This window comes from Rhizobium subbaraonis, from assembly GCF_900220975.1.
In the GTDB taxonomy this organism is placed as follows: domain Bacteria; phylum Pseudomonadota; class Alphaproteobacteria; order Rhizobiales; family Rhizobiaceae; genus Mycoplana; species Mycoplana subbaraonis.
The window spans coordinates 319,070-338,532 of sequence record NZ_OBQD01000003.1 but is presented as its reverse complement, the minus strand read 5'-3'; the positions used below and the strand labels follow the sequence as shown (position 1 = coordinate 338,532).

Below are 19,463 nucleotides of genomic sequence, written 5' to 3'. Positions count from 1 at the left end.
TTGCATAAAAGGATCAATCGCCCTCCATGCCCATCGACCCCAGCATCTACCTCGCCGCGATCCCCGCCGTCATGCTGGTCGGACTGACGAAGGGTGGAATGGGCGAGGCCCTGGCGCTGATGGGCGTACCCATCCTTGCCATGGTGGTCCCGCCCGTGCAAGCGGCGGCCATCCTGCTGCCGATCCTCGTCGTCAGCGACATCGTATCGCTGTGGATCTGGCGCCATCACAACGACCGCAGAACGCTGCTCTATCTCCTTCCGGGCGGGCTCTTCGGCGTCGCCCTGGGCTGGGCCACCTCCGCCTATGTCCCGCGCGATGCGCTCCGCCTGATCATCGGCGCCATCACCGTGTTCTTCGCACTTCGCTTCTTCTACAACCAGTGGCGCATCCGTCGCGGCCATGTCATTCCGGCCAAACCGCAGCGGGTCGGGCCGGCCGCGTTCTTTGGCACGCTCTCCGGCTATGGCAGCTTCGTCGCGCACGCCGGTGGCGCGCCCTACCAGGTATATGCGCTGCCGTTGAAGCTGTCGCCGCGCGACTATACTGGCGCCGCCGTGCGCTACTTCGCCACGCTGAACGCGGTCAAGCTCGTGCCGTACTTCGCCCTCGGCCAGCTCGATACCAGGAACCTGACGGTATCGGCCTCCCTCATGCCGCTTGCCATGGCGATGACCGCGCTTGGCGGCTTCCTCGTGAAGCGCATGAAGCCCGACGTTTTCTATCCCTTCATGTACGGCATGGCATTCGTCGCCGGACTCAAGCTCCTCCACGACGGCATCGCCGCCTTTCTCTAGCAGCACAAGATCCGTCGGATCGTCATGCGTTTTCCCGCCCCCCCAGCTGTCGGACATGGCTCAACGGGAGCCTGCGGCAGCGCACAAAACACTTGCCGATTTTGCTGCGATGCCATAGCTTTTTCGCATGGTGACGCCGGATCCCTTTGCCGCAATTGCCGACCCGAACCGCCGGTTTCTGCTGGAGGAACTCCGGCGCGCGCCGAAGACGGTCAACGAGCTGTCGCAGGGCCTTCCCATCAGCCGGCCGGCGGTATCCCAGCACCTCAAGGCGCTTCTGGATTGCAATCTGGTGAGCGTCACGGCCAAGGGTACGCACCGCATCTATGCGATCAATTCCGCCGGCTTCAACAGGCTGAACTTCTGGCTCGACCAGTTCTGGAACTGATCCGGCGCAGAATTCCCGGCTGACCGGCAACGCCCCAAAAAAAGCCCGGCCGATCGAGCAGCCGGGACAAAATATGCTATTTCAAGCACTTAGACTTGCATCACCACTTTTGCTTCGTGGCGGGGAGCAATCTCCCAAAGTCAATTCCTCGTGGAAATACCTGTCCGATCAATTCACGGACGATCGAATCCTCTCGATCTCATCCTTGATGCGCAGCTTCCGCCGCTTGATCTCCGCAATGTTCTCGTCCTCGTAGGATGGGCGGGTCATTGCTTCGTGAAGCTCTTCCTCGAGAGCGAAGTGCTTCTTTTCAAGCGTGGCAAGATGAGCCTCAATCGACATGCGACAGTTCCTTCCCTTTTGTTGACCCCCGAACGCTGCCGCGTGCGGCGGCCAAGGTTGCAACATTCAAAGTCTGCCACGCTATTTTTCATTTGTCGAAGGCGAAATCGTGGCCGAGGATAACTTCCCGAGCGCTGGCCTTTTATGATAGGAGCAGCCTTGCTGAACACGAATGGCAGGCACGGACCGCCATCGGCAAGGGACGGGGAATTGAAGAGAATGGCAGACCAGGAACAGGCGGAATTGCGTTTGGCGATCGCCAGGCTTCGGCAGGAACACGAAGACTATGATGCCGCCATCAATGCCATGATCCAGGTCGGCTGCGATGCCCTGCGGGTGCAACGGATGAAGAAGAAGAAGCTCGTGATCAAGGACAAGATCTCCAAGATCGAAGACCAGATCATTCCCGACATCATCGCCTGAAACGGAAAGCGAAGTTGAACACACCTCAGACGCCACCCGTCGCCATCGTCATGGGCAGTCAGTCCGACTGGGAGACGATGAAGAACGCTGCCGACACCCTTGACGCGCTCGAGGTCGACTATGAGGCGCGCATCGTTTCCGCCCATCGCACGCCCGACAGGCTCTACGAATTTGCCAAGACCGCACGCTCCGAAGGCTTCGAGATCATCATCGCCGGCGCAGGCGGCGCAGCACACCTGCCGGGCATGATCGCAGCCCTCACCTCGCTGCCGGTCTTCGGCGTGCCGGTGCAGTCGAAGGCGCTTTCGGGGCAGGACAGCCTGCTTTCCATCGTCCAGATGCCCGCCGGCATTCCCGTCGGCACGCTGGCGATCGGCAAGGCCGGTGCGGTGAACGCCGCGCTGCTCGCCGCCGCCGTGCTTGCATTGTCCGATCCGGAACTGGCACTGCGGCTCGACGAATGGCGCGAGAACCAGAGCGCATCGGTCGCCGACTATCCGGTGGACGGCCCGCTATGAGCGTTTCCACGATCGGCATCGTCGGCGGCGGCCAGCTCGGCCGGATGCTCGCAATGGCGGCCGCACGCCTGGGCATCCGCACCGTCATTCTCGAGCCGCAGGCCGACTGCCCGGCCGCCCAGGTCGCCAACGCCCAGATCGTCGCTGCCTATGACGATCCCGAAGCGCTGGCCGAACTGGCGAAACGCTGCGACGTCGTCACCTACGAGTTCGAAAACGTCCCCGTTGCCGCCGCTGCACAGCTTGCGCAGTCTGTTGCCGTGTTCCCGCCGCCCAGGGCGCTTGAAGTCTCCCAGGACCGCCTCGTCGAGAAGCGCTTCATCAACGAATGCGGCATTGCTACGGCGCCCTTCGAAGCCATCGACAGCCAGGCCGATCTCGATGCCGCCCTGGAGGCGTTCGGCGGAATAGGCGTGCTGAAGACGCGGCGCCTCGGCTATGACGGCAAGGGCCAGCGCGTGTTCCGCTCCCCCGCCGAAAACCGCGCCGGCGCCTTCGAGGCATTGGGCGCGGTGCCGCAGATCCTCGAAGGGCTGATCGCGTTTGAGCGTGAGATCTCCATCATCGCGGCCCGGGCGGCCGATGGCACGATCGCCTGCTACGACCCAGCCGAAAACGTCCACCGCAACGGCATTCTCCACACCTCGACCGTTCCCGCGGCGATCAGCGAGGCGACGGCCGACCAGGCGCGGCGTGCGGCACGCGCCATTCTCGACAGGCTGGGCTATGTCGGCGTCATCGGCGTCGAGTTCTTCGCCCTCGCCGATGGCCAGTTGCTCGCCAACGAGATGGCGCCGCGCGTTCACAATTCCGGTCACTGGACCGAGGCGGCCTGCATTATCTCGCAGTTCGAGCAGCACATCCGCGCCGTCGCCGGCCTGACGCTGGGCGATCCCCGCCGCCATTCCGACTGCCTGATGCAGAACCTGATCGGCGACGATATCGCCGACGTGCCCGCATGGCTCAACACGCCCGACGTGCTCGTCCATCTCTATGGCAAGACCGACGCACGGCCGGGCCGCAAGATGGGCCACATCACGGAATTGCGCTGACCGGTGGATGCGCGATGAGGTGGAAATCACGCTTCGCGCACCGCAAAACTCCTCCAAACGGTTGACAGCAACCGGATGAACGGATACACGAACGCCAACCTGAGAGCGCGCCCGAAACGGCGCGTTTTTAATTGACAAGATTTTAGGGTGGATAGTTCCTCCCCAGCATCGCGGATCAGAAACATGAAGATCAAGAATTCGCTCAAGTCTCTCAAGACCCGCCACCGCGAAAACCGTCTGGTTCGCCGTAAGGGCCGCGTCTACATCATCAACAAGCAGAACCCGCGCTTCAAAGCCCGCCAGGGCTGAGCGCATCGCTTTCGTACTGCGAAAGTTAACGGTTTGCATTCGAGCGCATGCGGAGTAGCATATCCGCATGCGCTCGAATCTTGTTTATGCTGCCCTCATTGCCATTGCCGCCCTGCCCGGCCCCGCCTTTGCGCAAGGCGCCAATCCCCCGGCCGTGACGGAAAATGCAGCCGGAAATCCGGCCCAGGATACCAGCCCCTCCGAGCGCCTGAACACGCTTTTCAGTCAGCTGAAGCATGAAGGCAATGCCGACAAGGCAAAGGCGATCTCCGAGACGATTCGCCTGCAATGGCGCGATTCGGGCAGCCCCACCGTCAATCTCCTCATGCTGCAGGCCGACAAGGCCGTGGCCGACAACAAGGACATGGTCGCCTTCGACTATCTCGACGAGGTCATCCAGCTCGACCCGGCGTATGTCGAGGGGTGGAACCAGCGGGCGACACTGAACTTCAAGCTCGGCAATTTCAAGAAGTCGATGTCGGACATCAATCGCGTGCTCGCGCTTGAACCGCGCCACTTCGGCGCCATCGCCGGCATGGCGACGATTCTCAGCAACTACGGGCGTGACGAACTCGCCATGGAGGCCTGGCAGCGCTTCCTGGATATCTATCCGGCAGAGCGGCGCGCCCAGAAGGCGCTCGGCGATATCGCCGACAAGCTCGCGGGCAGCCGCACCTGATCCATCTGCACGGCCGCGCCTCGGCGTCATCTCCGTTCATCGCGGCCGCTCGCGCAGCGTCGCCCGACGACACCACCCGAAACGCAAGAAGGCGGGCCGAAGCCCGCCTTGCGAAAGCTGGAACCGTCGTTGACGCGCCGGCTCAGATGCCGCTTGCGCCATCCGACCCGATATAGGCGATGCGCAGCATGTTGGTCGCACCGGGCGTGCCAAGCGGCACGCCGGCCGAAATGATGACCCGGTCACCCGGTTTGCCGAAGCCTTCGCTGACGGTGATACGGCAGGCGCGGTTGACCATGTCGTCGAGATCTTCCGCGTCACCGGTGACGACGCAGTGCAGGCCCCAGACGACCGACAGGCGGCGCGCGGTCTCGATGATCGGCGACAGCGCCAGGACCGGCACGGACGGCCGCTCGCGCGCAGCGCGCAGGCCGGTGGTGCCGGAGGAGGTGTAGCAGACGATCGCCGACAGGTTCAGCGTTTCGGCGATCTGCCGCGCAGCCAGCGAGATCGCATCGGCGCCGGTCGCTTCCGGCGGCGTGCGCTGCGCATTGATGATGCCCGGATAGTTTGGATCGCGCTCGACCTGGCTTGCGACCCTGCCCATGGTGGTAACCGCCTCGACCGGATAGTCGCCGGAGGCTGATTCGGCCGAGAGCATGATCGCATCGGCGCCTTCGAAGACGGCGGTCGCGACGTCGGACACTTCGGCGCGTGTCGGAACCGGTGCGGTGATCATCGACTCCAGCATCTGCGTCGCAACGACCACCGGCTTGCCGGCGCGACGGCAGGCGCGGATCAGCTGCTTCTGCAGGCCCGGCACCGTCTCGAGCGGCATCTCGACGCCCAGATCGCCGCGGGCGACCATCAGCGCGTCGGAAAGCTCGATGATCTCGTCGATTCGCTCGATCGCCTGAGGCTTCTCGATCTTCGACATCAGGCCGACGCGGCCGCGCGCGACCTTGCGGACTTCCGCCAGGTCTTCCGGACGCTGGATGAAGGAAAGGGCGACCCAGTCGACGCTGCCGGTGGCCAGCACGGCGTCGAGATCGGCACGGTCCTTCTCGGTCAGCGCGCCGACGCCCAGAAGCGTATCAGGCAGGCTGACGCCCTTGCGGTCGGAAATCTTCGTCCCGGCGACGACCTTGCAGACGATTTTCTTGCCGTCGCACTTCTCGGCGAGCAGGTGCAGCTTGCCGTCGTCGATCAGCAGGCGGTGACCGGGCTTGACGGCTTCGAGGATTTCCGGGTGTGGCAGGAACACGCGCGAGGCGTCGCCCGGCTCGTCATTGTTGTCGAGGGTGAACGTCTGGCCCGGGGAAAGGTCGGCCTTGCCGTCCTTGAACTTTCCGACGCGGAGCTTCGGCCCCTGCAGGTCGGCGAGAATGCCGATCGGCCGGCCACAGCGCGCCTCCACCGAACGGATCCGGCTGATCAGCGTGCGCATCACGTCATGGCTGGCATGGCTCATGTTGATACGAAAGAGATCGGCCCCCGCTTCGTGCAACTTCTGGATCATCTCTTCCTCGGCGGAAGCCGGGCCGAGGGTTGCAAGGATCTTTACTCTTCTGTTCCGCTTCATCAGTTCTGGCTTTCCTGCGTACCGGGAGTATCGGATAGCTGGACCATCCAGCTGCCCTGACGACCGGTGTCATATTCCTTGAAACCCATGCGCTGGAATCCGCGGGCGAAGCAGTCCTGCACACCTTCGATCTTGAACTCGTTTTCCGCCACGCACATGTTGACGTCGCCGGTCCACCGGCCGCCGCGTGCTGCGTCTTCCGCGTAGAGGTAGTAGTAGCGGGACTGCAGCTCGCCTTCGATCAGCGTGGCGCAAGTGGTCGCCGGGATCTGCCACCAGCCTTCCGTCATCCACCCCTCGGTGGCGCGGTAACCGATGGCAACGCCGACCAGGTTCTGCGTGCCGTTGCAGACACGGAAATCGGCGCGTGCCGAGCCTGGGGACATCAGGGTGAAAAAGGCCGCGGCGGCGCACAATCCCAGAAAGGAAAGGCCGGACGCCGAGCGGAACGGGCGGGAGCGTGAAGGAATTGACACGGTTTCCAATGGAACTCCGTTGATTTGGTCACGCGCTTTCTTGCGACGGCAGACGTCGAATGTCAACGCAACTCTAATCGATTACAGGACGAACTGCCGCGCGGATACACCGAGAAAGCGAAGACATGATGGCGGCTTGCGGTCGGCGCCGCGTCGTGCGATCTAGCGGAGATCGAGCAGCAAGAGTTGGCATGCAAACGGACGTCACCGACGACAGCCCCTTCGAGATCATCGACGGCGATGCGAGCATCGGGCTCGTGCTGCTGGCCGATCACGCCACCAACCGCGTTCCCGCCCGATATGACCGCCTGGGCCTGCCCGCGAGCGCCTTCGAACGACATATCGCCTACGACATCGGCATCGAGGGATTGACGCGGGCGCTGGCGGCGCGTCTTGGCGTTCCCGCCGTCATGAGCCGGTTCTCCCGCCTGCTGATCGACCCCAACCGCGGCGAGGACGACCCGACACTGGTCATGCGCATCTCCGACGGGGCGATCGTGCCCGGCAACCACCCGATCACCGCTAAGGAGTGGCAGCATCGGCTGGTCACCTACCATCGCCCCTATCACGACGCCGTCTCCGAAACCATCGGCAGGGTCGCCAGGACAGGTGGGCGGGCGCCTCTGGTCATTTCGCTGCATTCCTTTACGCCATACTGGAAGGGTGTGCCGCGCCCCTGGCACATCACCGTGCTCTGGGACAGCGACGACCGCGCCGTCCTTCCGCTGCTTTCGGCCCTCGGCGCGCTGCCTGGCGTCACAACCGCCAGCAACGAGCCCTATGACGGGGCACTGCGCGGCGACACGATGTTCCGGCACTGCATGACGGCCGGCATACCGCATGCACTCATCGAGGTGCGACAGGACGAGATCGGCAACGCCGACGGCATCGAGCATTGGGCGAGCAGGCTTGCCCCGATCCTTGAAGACTTGAACGCCATCGATGGCCTTCACACCTATCAGACATTCGCCTCGCGCACGGGGCCTTACTGAGCGGCGGCAGGGCAATCGGGCCGCAGGGATGTCCCCTGCCCCCGCCCCCGCCCTCGACGGAGAACCGAAGATGGACAACCTGACCGACGAACAGCGCATCGCGTTTGAGGCCGCAGCCTTCCGGCGGCTCGTCTCGCATCTGCGGGAACGCAGCGACGTGCAGAACATCGACCTGATGAACCTCGCCGGCTTTTGCCGAAACTGCCTGTCGAACTGGTATCGGGAAGCCGCCAACGAAGCGGGCGTCGCGCTCGACAAGGACCAGTCGCGCGAGATCGTCTACGGCATGCCCTATGAAACCTGGCGCGATCTGCACCAGAAGGAGGCGTCGGCCGAACAGAAGGCCGCCTTCGAGACCAGCCGCCCGCACGAGTGACCCGGCACGGCACGGCGTCTCGTCCGGCCTACGGGTTCGTTGCAATCCGTGAAACCTCCATTCGCGGCGGCGGGCGCCACGGGCACAGGAAGGCGAAAAACGCAGCCTCTCGCCGGATAGGTCTTGATCTCGTCCAAACTTCACGGCAGACCACGCCATCACATTCTTTCATTTCCCCAAACGAGGAGAAGACCATGTCCGATGCTCACGGCGTCGCCCGCGACCAGCTTCGTGCTTTCATCGAGCGGATCGAACGCCTGGAAGAAGAAAAGAAGACCATCGCCGACGACATCAAGGACGTCTATGGCGAGGCCAAGGGCGTCGGCTTCGACACCAAGATCCTGCGCAAGGTCATCCAGATCCGCAAGCAGGATAAGGACGAGCGCATGGAGCAGGAAGCGATCCTCGACACCTATCTCCAGGCGCTCGGCATGATCGAGTTGCCGCCGGATGCCGAGTAGGCACCGCCGACTTGAACGCCTGCCGTTTCTCCCTGTGCCGGTAAGGCAGCCCCGAGAACGGCATCCCGGCCTGGAGCGCCTCCGAACGATCTCAAGCGGCAGTTCGGGCGCGCCTTTCGGCGGAGCGGCAGGCATGCCGCACCGCCGGCCTCATGATCCTCCAGACAACGCCCGATAGAATGGCAAGATGTGGTCCGCGGTCAGCGAGGCCATCGCCACCGGTCCGGGCTCAAACGGCGAGATCCATCTCACCTCGTCGATTTCAGCCGATGGCCGGAAGTCCGTTCGCTGTGTCCTCACAAGGAACACATGTGCATGAACGAGGCGGCCGGACTCGTTCAACGCCTCGGCGGTGAATTCCCCTAGCGCCTCAGAGATCCCGTGTTCGGGGTCGAAGCCGATCTCTTCCTGCAATTCGCGCAACAAGGCGCCGTGCGGCGTTTCGCCCGGATCGATCTTCCCGCCAGGCTGCATAAGGGGATGACCGCCGCGCTTGCGCACCAGCAGCGTCTGCCCGTCCGGCCGCACCAGAAGCGCGGCGGCTATGCGAATGGTATCGGACATTTCCAAACCCGCGTCATGACAAGGCACCGGTCATAAAGCATGCCCCGCAAAAGCGCAGCGGCATGGCTGCACAAAAGCAGAGATCCACAGAGCGACGACAGTGGCAAGAACCCTGTCTGGCACCCGGATGGACCTCCGCCTTGCGTGAGCGCGCCTGGATCTTTTGCGAACCCCGTCGCGAACACACCGGCCACGTGGTCGTTCGATCACGCGAAACGACAAGGCCCGCCGAACGCGTCCAGCGGGCCTTGTCGCACATAGAGATGTGTCGAATGTCAGTTGGTTTCGGAGAACTTCCGCACTTCCATGAAATTCACGGCGCTGCCGCTGAACCGGCCCGGATCGACACCGGCCGTCTGCGGCTGGAACCCGACCTTGTAGACCGTGGTCGGCGCCTCCCGCATCGAACGGCTGACGAAGCGGGGCGCCTTGACCGGCTTGTTCAGCGTTTCGACCCGGCCCTGTGTCAGCGCCCACTGCGAAATGATCTTCTGGTTCAGCTTGGGCTCGGTGCGGATGGCACCGCGCGCGGCCGCATCCGCATCCTGCTTCTTCGGCCGGCTGCCCTTCAGCGGAATTTCGCTCGGAGCGACGTCGAAGGCGGTCAAAGCCTCACGCGAAGCGCTGGAGGGGTGCGGCACGAGCGCTGCGAGTTGCACCGGCTCGTCGCTGGCAAAGTCGTCGCTCGGCGCCGCGAGCGCCACGCGGGTCGCAGCCTCGGCCGACAGTCCGTCTTCACGCGCAGCCTCGGCGACCGCCGCGACCTTCGCCCTGCCATTCTGGTCGGGGATGCCGACATCGGCTTCCGCAACGGCCAGAAGGGCGGCGTCGTCGCCCGGACGCGAGCCGGGAATCGGAACCAGACCAGGATTTTCACCGACAGAGGCCGTCATCAGGCCTTCCTGCGCATCGCCCGCCAGCGGACGCTTGCCAAGCAGTTCGGGCACGGGAACCTTGTAGCCGGCGAGATCGGCGAAGTCGCCCTCCGGCACCGCCGGAACCGGCGTCGTCGGCAAGGCCGCATTGAGAGCGGCAGCGGCATTGTTCGTGGAAGGCGAGACAAGCGCCAGTTCGGAGGCAGCCGGGGCGTTGTCCGCCTCGCGGAAGGCCGGGCGCACCAGCGGCACCGGCGCGTTCAGCTCGGCGACCTCGGTCTCCGTCACGACCGGCTTCGCATCCGGGGCGGCGGTTTGTGTCTGCGGAGCCCCGACGCCCGGAAGCGCCTCGCGCTCGGCGGGAACTGCGGACGCGGCTGCCGGCCTCGTCTGTTCGATCGGCTCGGCGCTGGCGATTGCAGTAGGCTCTTCGTCTTCATCCCCGCCGGCACCGAAGAGGGCTGCGAAGAAGTTCTTGCGCTTTGCCCCGTCCTTCTGATCTGCGGAGCCACCACCGGCGACCTGAACGGCATTGGCGCCCATGCGGCGCTTGTAGTCGGCCACCGCCTGCTCGAAGCCCGGCAGCGGCTTGCCGTCGGACGGCAGGTGCATGGTCTTGCCGTTGGGGAAGAGCGACACCAGTTCCTGGCGGCTCATGCGCGGCCAGGCGCGAACACTGCCGACGTCCATATGGACGAACGGCGAGCCGGACGTCGGATAATAGCCGACGCCGCCCACCTCGAATTTCATCCCGATCTCGCGGAGCTTCTTCAGCTTCACGTCCGGTATATAGAAGTCCATCGCCTTGCCGAGCATGTGCTGGCTCTTTTTGGCGACGCCCTTCGAGCGCGACCGCAGCATCGAGTTGGTGGCCGGCGAACGGTAGGCGGAAACGACGTGGATATAGGCGCGCGAACCGCTCTTCTGGTAGACTTCCCAGACGAGGTCGAAGAGACGCGGGTCCATCTTCGTCGGTTCGTTGCGACGCCAGTCGCGGAGGAATCGGTTGAGCTGCTGAAGGCCCTTTTGATCGTAGCGGCCGTTGCGCTTGAAGACGATCTCGGCCTTCTCATTGGTATGGACGTAATACAGCTTGAGCGAGCGGGTGCCGGAAGCGGCGTCGGTCGCCGATGGAACCAGGGCCGGAACGACGAGCGAAACGGCCATGGCTGCGATGGTCAGAACCTTGGGCGCCTTTTCGAGCGCTGCTTTGCATAAAGCAAGCGCGCTGGCTCCCCGGAGCGTCATCGATCCAATAATGTTTGCCAACTCTATCCCCGTCCTACGGACAAAAGGTGTCCCTGATCAGTTCAGATGACGACCAATTGCGGTAACAGCATGGCAAATCCGCCACAGTCGCCAATACAATCCCCTTATAGTGAACGATCCACTAACAAGCGGTGAACGGCAACCGGAAAATCACGAGGAGCCTGAAAAATCAACTGGAATCAGGCGACTTCCTTCTGCGGATTGTCTGGATCGATGCCATAATCCTTCAGTTTCCTGTAGAGGGTCGAGCGTCCGATGCCTAATTTTCTGGCAACCTGGCTCATCTGGCCATGATAGAATTTCAGGGCAAAACGGATCAATTCCTCTTCCACATCCGCAAGGCGACGCACCTGGCCACCCCGGTCCAGGCTGGAAATGGCGTTGTCGGGCTGGCCGGCATCGGCTGATTCGGCGGCCTCATGCCTGCGGAAATTGGGATATACGGCAGGCAGACCCGTCTCGGACGACGTCGAAGGGACCACCGGCGCGCTGTCCACGTCCCAGGAAACCCGTCCCTCCGGCGAAATGGCGTGTCCCGGCACCTGTGTCGCGATCTGCGGGAAGTCCGACGTGTGCAATTCCGATCCCTGCGCGAGCACAACCGCCCGGAAGATCGCATTTTCGAGCTGGCGGATGTTGCCCGGCCAGTCGAAGGCGGTCAGAAGCGCCATCGCCGCGGAAGACACCGACAGCGGCGTCGCCAGCTTCTGCTCGCCGGCGAAGCGCTCGACGAACGAGCGCACCAGGACGGGAATGTCCTCCTTGCGCCTGCGCAGCGCCGGGATGGTGATCGGAAAGACGTTGAGGCGATAGTAGAGGTCCTCGCGGAACCGGCCTTCCTTGACCTCAGTGATCAGATCCTTGTTGGTCGCCGAGATCAGCCGGACATTGACCTTCTGCGGCGAGCGCGCACCGACCGTCTCGATCTCGCCCTGCTGGACGGCGCGCAGGAGCTTCACCTGCACCTCCAGCGGCAGGTCGCCGATCTCGTCAAGGAAGATCGTGCCGCCGTCGGCCTCGGCGAACTTGCCGATATGGCGTTCGGTCGCACCGGTAAACGCACCCTTTTCGTGACCGAACAGGATGCTTTCGACGAGGTTGTGCGGGATCGCGCCACAGTTGACGGTCACGAACGGCTTGTTTGCCCGGTCGCTTGCCGACTGGATGGCGCGGGCGATCATCTCCTTGCCCACGCCGGATTCGCCTTCGATCACGACGGGGATGTTGGATTGCGCCGCCCGGCGCCCGAGTTCGATCACCCGCAGCATTTCCGGGCTTGCCGAAACGATGTCATCGAACTGGACGGATTCGCCGCGGCCGCGACGCGTGCTGCGACCGCGAGGGTCGCGCTGCTCTAGCTTAAGCGCATTGTCGATCGCGACGCCGAGGCGCTCCGGCGAGACCGGCTTGACGACGAAATCGAATGCGCCGGCGCGCATGGCGTTGACGACCGTTTCCAGCCCGCCCTGCCCGGTCTGGACGACCACCGGAATGGTGATCTCACGCTCCGACAGCGCATCGAGAAAGGCGGTGCCGTTCATTTCCGGCATCATCAGGTCGAGCAGGATGACGCTGATGAGACCACCCTTGCGGTCGAGAACCTCAAGGCCTTGACGGCCGTTTTCGGCCATGTGCGAGACATGGCCGTTGCGTTCGATCATGTTCTTCAGAAGCCTGCGCTGGACAGGATCGTCATCGATGACAAGAATGTGGGCCGTCATTGGTACATCTCCTTGCCCTCTACGCATCATGCGCAGAGTTGGCACAACAATACCGTTCGACCTTGGCACGAAGGGTTGAACATGCCGTTTTGAGAAAGGCTTGCATTTTAACCAATGACGTCGCAAGCAAAGCCGCCCCACAGCATCACGCACGAGGTTACCCGATGTCGCCTTTCAGAACTTCGCCCGCCATCCACCATGCGACGGCTGCAGCCGGCGCAATCACCGGCGATCTCGGCGAGCTGCCGCAATGGAACCTTGCCGATCTCTACCCCTCGCCGTCCGCGCCGGAATTCGCAGCCGACCTCAAGCGCGGTAGCGACGATGCGCTGGCGTTCGAGGCGAAGTGGAAGGGCAAGCTCGATGACGCCGCGGGCAAAACCGGCGCCGAAGGGATCGGCGCAGCCGTCAAGGAATTCGAGGCGCTGGACGACCTTCTCGGCCGCATCTCCTCCTTCGCAGGCCTGACCTATTTCTCCAACACGACCGACCCGGCCAACGGCAAGCTCTATGGCGACGTCCAGGCAAAGATCACCGACATCTCCTCGCATCTTCTGTTTTTCCCCTTGGAACTGAACAGGATAGATGACGCGCGCCTGGCCGGGTGCCTGGAGAACGATGCGCTCGCTGCCCACTACCGCCCGTGGATCGAGGACCTGCGCAAGGAGAAGCCGCACCAGCTCGACGACCGCACCGAACAGCTCTTCCTCGAGAAGTCGATGACCGGTGCCGCCGCCTGGAACCGGCTTTTCGACGAGACAATGGCCTCGCTGCGCTACACGATCGATGGCGAGGAAGTGCCGCTGGAAGTCGCGCTGAACCTGCTGCAGGACGCCGACGGCGAAACCCGCCACAAGGCAGCCATGGCGCTGGCCAAGACCTTCGGCGACAACATCCGCACCTTCACCCTCATCACAAACACGCTGGCCAAGGACAAGGAAATCTCCGACCGCTGGCGCGGCTTCGACGATATCGCCGACAGCCGGCATCTGGCGAACCGGGTGGAGCGGGAGGTGGTCGATGCGCTGGCTGCCGCCGTGCGCGAGGCCTATCCGCGCCTGTCACACCGCTACTATGCGATGAAGGCGAAATGGCTCGGAATGGAACAGCTTGAGTTCTGGGACCGCAATGCGCCGCTGCCGGAGACTCCGAACACGCTGATCCCCTGGAGCGACGCGAAGCAGACGGTGCTTTCGGCCTACGGCGCGTTTGCCCCGGAAATGGCGGCGATCGCCGGCCGCTTCTTCGACGAGGAATGGATCGATGCGCCGGTTCGCCCCGGCAAGGCACCCGGCGCCTTCGCTCATCCCACCGTCCCTTCGGCCCATCCCTATGTGCTCGTCAACTACATGGGCAAGCCGCGCGACGTGATGACGCTCGCCCATGAGCTGGGCCACGGCGTGCATCAGGTGCTCGCCGGCAGCCAGGGCGCGCTGATGGCCTCGACGCCGCTGACGCTCGCCGAGACCGCGTCCGTCTTCGGCGAGATGCTGACCTTCCGATCGCTCCTCGACCAGACGAAGGACAAGCGCGAGCGCAAGGCGATGCTCGCCCAGAAGGTCGAGGACATGATCAACACGGTCGTGCGCCAGATCGCCTTCTACGAATTCGAGCGCAAGGTGCACACCGCCCGCAGGGAGGGTGAGCTGACCGCGGAGCAGATCGGCGAGCTGTGGCTGTCGGTACAGACAGACAGCCTCGGCCCGGCGATCCGGATTTCCGAGGGTTACGAGACCTTCTGGGCCTACATTCCCCATTTCATCCATTCGCCGTTTTACGTTTACGCCTATGCCTTCGGCGACTGCCTGGTGAACTCCCTCTACGCCGTCTACCAGCAGGCGGAAAGCGGCTTCCAGGAGAAGTATTTCGAGATGCTGAAAGCCGGCGGGACGAAGCACCACTCCGACCTGCTGCGCCCGTTCGGGCTCGACGCCGCCGATCCGTCGTTCTGGAGCAAGGGCCTGTCGATGATCGAGGGGCTCATCGACGAACTGGAGGCGCTTGATAAGGGCGCCTGAAACACTGCTTCGAAAGCCAGAGACATGACCGATCCACAGCGCTACGTGCTTCTGCGGGACGACCGCGAGGACCGGACCACGGTCTTCGCCGATCCGCAGCGCATGGTGACTGTGCGCAAGCGGGCGGACTTCGAACAAGCCTTCCGGACGCTGCAGGCCGCCCACGATGACGGCAAATGGATCGCCGGCTTCATGAGCTACGAGGCCGGGCACCTTTTCGAAGCCAAACTCGCCCCCTTCGCAGAGGACGATCGCCCGACGCCGCTGATGAGCTTCGGCATCTTCGACGCGCCGGCATCGGATCACCCGCTTGCAAGCCCGCGGCAGCGCGTTGAGAACGAGCCCTTCCTCACCGAAGCTGCGGCCGGATGGGACCTCGAGGCCTACCGCCGGCGCTTCGACCGGCTGCACCGCCACCTGCGGGAGGGCGATTGCTATCAGGCCAATCTGACGATGCCGATCCGGGCGCGCTGGAACGGAGATCCCGTTGCCGCCTTCTGGTCGCTGATCGAGCGCCAGCCGGTGAAATACGGCGCCCTTGTTTCGCTTGACGGGCCGATCCTGCTGTCACGGTCGCCCGAACTCTTCTTCCGCGTCGACGCCGACGGCTGGATCGAGACGCACCCGATGAAAGGCACGGCGCCGCGCGGCGCGGACGCGGCCGAGGACGCCGAAATCATCGCCGCCATGCTTGCCGATCCAAAGTCGCAGGCGGAAAACCGCATGATCGTCGACCTGCTGCGCAACGACATCTCGCGCGTGACGGAGGTGGGGACGCTGGAGGTCCCGAAGCTCTTTGCGATCGAGACCTATCCGACGGTGCACCAGATGGTCAGCCACGTCCGCGCGAAGCTCGTCCCCGGCACGCCGCTTCGCGATATCTTCGCCGCCCTCTTCCCCTGCGGCTCCGTCACCGGCGCTCCGAAGATGCGGGCGATGGAGATCCTGCACGATCTCGAAGCCGGTCCGCGCGATGCCTATTGCGGCGCGATCGGCGTCATCGCCCCGGATGGGACGATGCAGTTCAACGTGGCCATCCGCACGGTGTCGCTGTTTGCCGATGGCGAGGCCGTCTTCAATGTCGGCGGCGGCATCGTCTTCGATTCGACCGCAGAGGCCGAATACGAGGAGTGTCTGCTCAAGGCGCGCTTTGCGGTGGGGGACCAATGGATATCTCGCTGATCGAGACCTTGCGCTGGGAGCCCGAATCCGGCTTCGTACGGCTCGAGCGGCATCTGGAAAGGCTTGCAGCCTCGGCGAAGGCACTGAACCTCACAAACGCCGATCGCGCGGCGTCCGCGCTCCGCAATGCCGTCTCCCACAATCCGGAGACGCCGCTGCGCGTCCGGCTCGAACTGTTTGTTGATGGACGCATCGAGGTGAAGACCGCCCCGTTCGCACCGCTTCCGACGGGCGCGGTCTGGACGGTGAAGATCAGCCGCACCACGCTCGCCTCCGACGATCCGCTGCTTCGCCACAAGACGTCCCACCGCACCGCCTACGAGGCCGCGCGGGCCGAGTTTGCGGCAGGCGAAGCCGACGAAGTCATCCTTCTGAACGAGCATGGCGAGATCTGCGAGGGCACCATCACCTCGATCTTCCTGGACGATGGTTCCGGCATCCTCCGTACGCCTCCCCTGTCTTGCGGCCTCCTGGCCGGCGTGCTGCGCGCGGAACTGCTGGAGAGCGATCGCGCGCGCGAGGCGCGCATGCGTCCCCAAGACCTGGACGGCCACACCTTCTTCATGGGCAATTCTCTCCGTGGGCTGATACCGGCGGTTCTGGCATGACCCGTCCCGCCTATACGCCGTATGACGGCTCCGCCCGCCTCTTCACCATCGGCCTCGGCCAGCTCGATCCGGAACGCTGGATAGAGCCGGACGACGAACTCGATCGCTATCTCGCCGAGAAGGATCGCGTGCTTGCCGCCCATCGGGACCACGTCTTCGTCGAGGAGCAGGATACGCGGGCAGCGCAGGCGGAGGTGTTGCAGCTCGTCTGCGAATTCGTTACCCGCAGGCACCCCGAGCGTTACCGCAGGCAGGGCGATGCCATCGAGGTGGAGACGCGGCGGATTGCGCTCGGCGGTGCGGGCACGGCGCCGCTTCTGACGGCCGGGGCGCTGGTGCAGGACGATCTCGTGATCATGCGCCGGCGCGAAAGCGGCTGGCATCTCGTCGCCGGCTACGTCTCCTTCCCCTCGTCGTGGTCGCTGCAGGAGAAGTTCGGCCGACGGATGGAAGATATCCACGCCCCTGTCCCGGGCTTCGGCGAGGGAAGCCGCAATGCCGCGCTAATCAACCGCATGTTCGACAACCTGCAGCCCGATCGCCCCGTCCTGCGCTTCAACTGGTCGATCAATCCCGACGCCGACCTTTACTATCCCGCGTCCAAGGCCCACGGGGCGCTTCCCGAGGGGCATCAGTTGTCCCTGGACAGGACCTTCGCCCGCGTTGAGCGGCAGACCGTGCGGCGATTGCCGGTGTCGGGCGACATTCTCTTCACGATCCGCATCTACAACGATCCGCTCGTCGCCGTCCGCAGCCTTCCAAATGCAGCCGTGGTCGCCACGACGTTTGCCGACCAGCTGGAGGAGCTGACGGACCCGCAGGCCGCCTACAAGGGCCTGGTTGACAAGCGCGCCGAGCTTGCCTGTCAATTGCGGGCGATTGCCGCCGGTTGACAATATCGGCGTGGTGATTTTGCCCACTTTATTGTGACGGCATTCTATGCTCTAGGCTTTTGCCAACTAACGAAGGGCCGATTGGCCCTCTTTTTGCGAAACCGGGACGCTTTCCCGTAAGGAGTACGAGAGAATGGCAGAGACGAACTACCCGGTTTACGGCGAAATCACAGGCCCGGTCATCATGATCGGCTTCGGTTCGATCGGCCGCGGCACCCTGCCGCTCATCGAGCGTCACTTCAAGTATGACAAGAACCGCCTGATCGTCATCGAGCCGCGCAAGGACGGCGCCGACGACGAGATCTTCGCCCGCCACGGCGTTCGCCATGTCACCGAGTTCGTCACCAAGGAAAACTACAAGGACATCCTCAAGCCGCTGCTGAAGGAAGGCGGCGGCCAGCCCTTCGTCGTCAACCTCTCCGTGGACACGTCCTCGCTCGACCTCATCAAGTTCTGCCGCAAGCACGAAGCACTCTACATCGACACCGTCGTCGAGCCGTGGCTCGGATTCTACTTCGACAAGGGCATGAAGAACGAGGAGCGCACGAACTACGCGCTGCGCGAGACCATGCGCAAGGAGAAGGCCAAGAACCCTGGCGGCACCACCGCGGTTTCCACCTGCGGTGCCAATCCCGGCATGGTCTCCTGGTTTGTCAAGGAAGCCCTGGTCAACCTCGCAACCGACCTGGGCATCAAGCATGACGTGCCCGATCAGCACGACCGCGAAGGCTGGGCGAAGCTGATGAAGAAGGTCGGCGTGAAGGGTGTCCACATCGCCGAACGCGACACGCAACGCACCAAGCACCCGAAGCCGTTCAACACCTTCTGGAACACTTGGTCCGTCGAGGGCTTCATCTCCGAAGGCCTGCAGCCGGCCGAACTCGGCTGGGGCACCCACGAGAACTGGATGCCGAAGAACGCCAAGAAGCACAAGAAGGGCTGTAAGGCGGCGATCTACCTCGAGCAGCCCGGCGCCAACACCCGCGTGCGCACCTGGTGCCCTACGCCCGGCCCGCAATACGGCTTCCTCGTCACCCATAACGAATCGATCTCGATCGCCGACTTCTTCACGGTCCGCGACAAGGACGGCGAAGTCACCTACCGTCCGACCTGCCACTACGCCTACCATCCGGCCAACGATGCGGTGCTGTCGCTGCACGAGATGTTCGGCAACGGCGGCAACCAGCAGCCCGTTCTGCACGTTCTCGATGAGAACGAGCTGGTCGATGGCGTCGACGAGCTCGGCGTGCTGCTCTACGGCCACGACAAGAACGCCTACTGGTACGGCTCGCGCCTCTCGCTCGATGAGACCCGCCGCCTCGCCCCCTATCAGAACGCGACCGGCCTGCAGGTGACCTCCGCCGTTCTCGCCGGCATGGTCTGGGCGCTGGAAAACCCGAACGCCGGCATCGTCGAGGCAGACGAGATGGACTACCGCCGCTGCCTCGAAGTGCAGCGCCCCTATCTCGGTCCCGTCGAAGGCCACTACACCGACTGGACCCCGCTCGAGGGCCGCCCTGGCCTCTTCCCGGAGGACCTGGACACGAAGGACCCGTGGCAGTTCCGGAACATCCTGGTCCGCTGAACCGGACCTCGATCAGCGAAGATCGACGAGCGCCCGCCCTTTGGCGGGCGCTTCGCTTTGCGACGGACAATACCAAGTCTCGATGATAGGAGCCCATAGGACCGGCTCGATCGGGTTTTCTGGCCAGGAGAGATCCGCGGAGCGACGCTGTCGCATCGGTCCAGGACCTCGACGACGCCAGAAAGCCCTAAAGGCCGTCCGCAGGTGGCTTATGGCTGGTCTCCGGGGTCGTTGCGACGCTTGGCCGATGCGACAGCGTCGCCCTGCGCGCCGCGCCTAGCCGGCGACCAGCCATAAGCCATCCTATAGGTCCCTATCATCGAGACTTGGTATAACCGTGGCCAAGCCTTGCT

The 19,463-nt window shown here is 63.8% G+C and carries 21 protein-coding genes; 15 read left to right on the top strand and 6 right to left on the bottom strand.

Going from position 1 to position 19,463, the window contains the following annotated elements; all coding sequences use genetic code 11:
- The first annotated feature begins 26 nt into the window (after positions 1–26).
- Both CRO48_RS05985 and CRO48_RS05980 read left to right on the top strand, forming a co-directional pair.
- Positions 27–797 (top strand): sulfite exporter TauE/SafE family protein, encoded by a 771-nt coding sequence (locus CRO48_RS05985; protein WP_097137263.1) that lies wholly within the window; start codon positions 27–29, stop codon positions 795–797.
- Between the two features lie 127 nt (positions 798–924).
- A complete protein-coding gene (locus tag CRO48_RS05980) occupies positions 925–1,185 on the top strand; it encodes an ArsR/SmtB family transcription factor (protein WP_097137262.1) in 261 nt (86 codons plus the stop codon).
- 168 nt (positions 1,186–1,353) lie between these two features.
- On the opposite strand, the gene CRO48_RS05975 is transcribed toward CRO48_RS05980, so the two are convergent.
- Complete coding sequence (locus CRO48_RS05975) at positions 1,354–1,527, bottom strand: YdcH family protein (RefSeq protein WP_097137260.1); 174 nt, start codon at positions 1,525–1,527, stop codon at positions 1,354–1,356.
- Positions 1,528–1,746: 219 nt separating this feature from the next.
- Here CRO48_RS05975 and CRO48_RS05970 point away from each other — a divergent pair, with 219 nt between their 5' ends.
- The 5 genes from CRO48_RS05970 (at position 1,747) to CRO48_RS05950 (ending at position 4,508) form a co-directional block, all read left to right on the top strand.
- Entirely contained in the window at positions 1,747–1,950 is a 204-nt protein-coding gene (locus tag CRO48_RS05970) for a YdcH family protein (RefSeq protein WP_097137258.1), read from the top strand.
- 50 nt (positions 1,951–2,000) lie between these two features.
- On the top strand, positions 2,001–2,468 hold the full coding sequence (gene purE, locus CRO48_RS05965; protein ID WP_097137256.1) for a 5-(carboxyamino)imidazole ribonucleotide mutase: 468 nt from the start codon (positions 2,001–2,003) through the stop codon (positions 2,466–2,468).
- Entirely contained in the window at positions 2,465–3,520 is a 1,056-nt protein-coding gene (locus tag CRO48_RS05960) for a 5-(carboxyamino)imidazole ribonucleotide synthase (RefSeq protein ID WP_097137254.1), read from the top strand. The genes purE and CRO48_RS05960 overlap by 4 nt, the downstream gene beginning before the upstream one ends.
- A 183-nt stretch (positions 3,521–3,703) precedes the next feature.
- The gene (ykgO, locus tag CRO48_RS05955; RefSeq protein WP_065998194.1) at positions 3,704–3,829 is read left to right on the top strand and encodes a type B 50S ribosomal protein L36; all 126 of its coding nucleotides are present in this window, start codon (positions 3,704–3,706) and stop codon (positions 3,827–3,829) included.
- A gap of 67 nt (positions 3,830–3,896) precedes the next feature.
- Positions 3,897–4,508, top strand: a complete 612-nt coding sequence (locus CRO48_RS05950; protein ID WP_097137252.1) for a tetratricopeptide repeat protein — start codon at positions 3,897–3,899, stop codon at positions 4,506–4,508.
- A gap of 142 nt (positions 4,509–4,650) precedes the next feature.
- On the opposite strand, the gene pyk is transcribed toward CRO48_RS05950, so the two are convergent.
- On the bottom strand, positions 4,651–6,090 hold the full coding sequence (pyk, locus tag CRO48_RS05945) for a pyruvate kinase (RefSeq protein ID WP_097137250.1): 1,440 nt from the start codon (positions 6,088–6,090) through the stop codon (positions 4,651–4,653).
- Positions 6,090–6,476, bottom strand: coding sequence for a DUF1036 domain-containing protein (locus CRO48_RS05940; protein WP_097137513.1), 387 nt, complete (start codon positions 6,474–6,476; stop codon positions 6,090–6,092). The genes pyk and CRO48_RS05940 overlap by 1 nt, the downstream gene beginning before the upstream one ends.
- Positions 6,477–6,757: 281 nt before the next feature.
- Between CRO48_RS05940 and CRO48_RS05935 the strand changes: the two genes are divergently transcribed.
- The 3 genes from CRO48_RS05935 (at position 6,758) to CRO48_RS05925 (ending at position 8,395) form a co-directional block, all read left to right on the top strand.
- A complete protein-coding gene (locus CRO48_RS05935) occupies positions 6,758–7,558 on the top strand; it encodes an N-formylglutamate amidohydrolase (RefSeq protein ID WP_097137248.1) in 801 nt (266 codons plus the stop codon).
- A 70-nt stretch (positions 7,559–7,628) separates the two neighbouring features.
- Entirely contained in the window at positions 7,629–7,934 is a 306-nt protein-coding gene (locus CRO48_RS05930; protein WP_097137246.1) for a DUF1244 domain-containing protein, read from the top strand.
- A 194-nt stretch (positions 7,935–8,128) separates the two neighbouring features.
- Positions 8,129–8,395: a DUF2312 domain-containing protein gene (locus CRO48_RS05925; RefSeq protein WP_097137244.1), complete on the top strand. Its 267-nt coding sequence runs from the start codon at positions 8,129–8,131 to the stop codon at positions 8,393–8,395.
- Positions 8,396–8,545: 150 nt separating this feature from the next.
- On the opposite strand, the gene CRO48_RS05920 is transcribed toward CRO48_RS05925, so the two are convergent.
- The 3 genes from CRO48_RS05920 to CRO48_RS05910 form a co-directional block, all read right to left on the bottom strand.
- Positions 8,546–8,959, bottom strand: a complete 414-nt coding sequence (locus CRO48_RS05920) for an NUDIX hydrolase (RefSeq protein ID WP_097137243.1) — start codon at positions 8,957–8,959, stop codon at positions 8,546–8,548.
- A gap of 275 nt (positions 8,960–9,234) precedes the next feature.
- Positions 9,235–11,103, bottom strand: a complete 1,869-nt coding sequence (locus tag CRO48_RS05915) for a DUF882 domain-containing protein (protein WP_407071892.1) — start codon at positions 11,101–11,103, stop codon at positions 9,235–9,237.
- Between the two features lie 179 nt (positions 11,104–11,282).
- Positions 11,283–12,824 (bottom strand): sigma-54-dependent transcriptional regulator, encoded by a 1,542-nt coding sequence (locus tag CRO48_RS05910; RefSeq protein ID WP_097137239.1) that lies wholly within the window; start codon positions 12,822–12,824, stop codon positions 11,283–11,285.
- A gap of 164 nt (positions 12,825–12,988) precedes the next feature.
- On the opposite strand from CRO48_RS05910, the gene CRO48_RS05905 reads away from it, so the two are divergent.
- The 5 genes from CRO48_RS05905 to CRO48_RS05885 all read left to right on the top strand — a co-directional run bounded on the left by CRO48_RS05905 (position 12,989) and on the right by CRO48_RS05885 (position 19,110).
- Positions 12,989–14,842, top strand: coding sequence for a M3 family oligoendopeptidase (locus CRO48_RS05905; protein ID WP_097137237.1), 1,854 nt, complete (start codon positions 12,989–12,991; stop codon positions 14,840–14,842).
- A 24-nt stretch (positions 14,843–14,866) separates the two neighbouring features.
- Positions 14,867–16,024, top strand: coding sequence for an aminodeoxychorismate synthase component I (locus CRO48_RS05900; RefSeq protein WP_097137236.1), 1,158 nt, complete (start codon positions 14,867–14,869; stop codon positions 16,022–16,024).
- Positions 16,009–16,632, top strand: a complete 624-nt coding sequence (locus CRO48_RS05895) for an aminotransferase class IV family protein (RefSeq protein WP_097137234.1) — start codon at positions 16,009–16,011, stop codon at positions 16,630–16,632. The genes CRO48_RS05900 and CRO48_RS05895 overlap by 16 nt, the downstream gene beginning before the upstream one ends.
- Entirely contained in the window at positions 16,629–17,525 is an 897-nt protein-coding gene (locus CRO48_RS05890; protein WP_097137232.1) for a heme-dependent oxidative N-demethylase family protein, read from the top strand. The genes CRO48_RS05895 and CRO48_RS05890 overlap by 4 nt, the downstream gene beginning before the upstream one ends.
- A gap of 133 nt (positions 17,526–17,658) precedes the next feature.
- Complete coding sequence (locus CRO48_RS05885; RefSeq protein ID WP_097137230.1) at positions 17,659–19,110, top strand: homospermidine synthase; 1,452 nt, start codon at positions 17,659–17,661, stop codon at positions 19,108–19,110.
- The last annotated feature ends 353 nt before the right edge of the window (positions 19,111–19,463 follow it).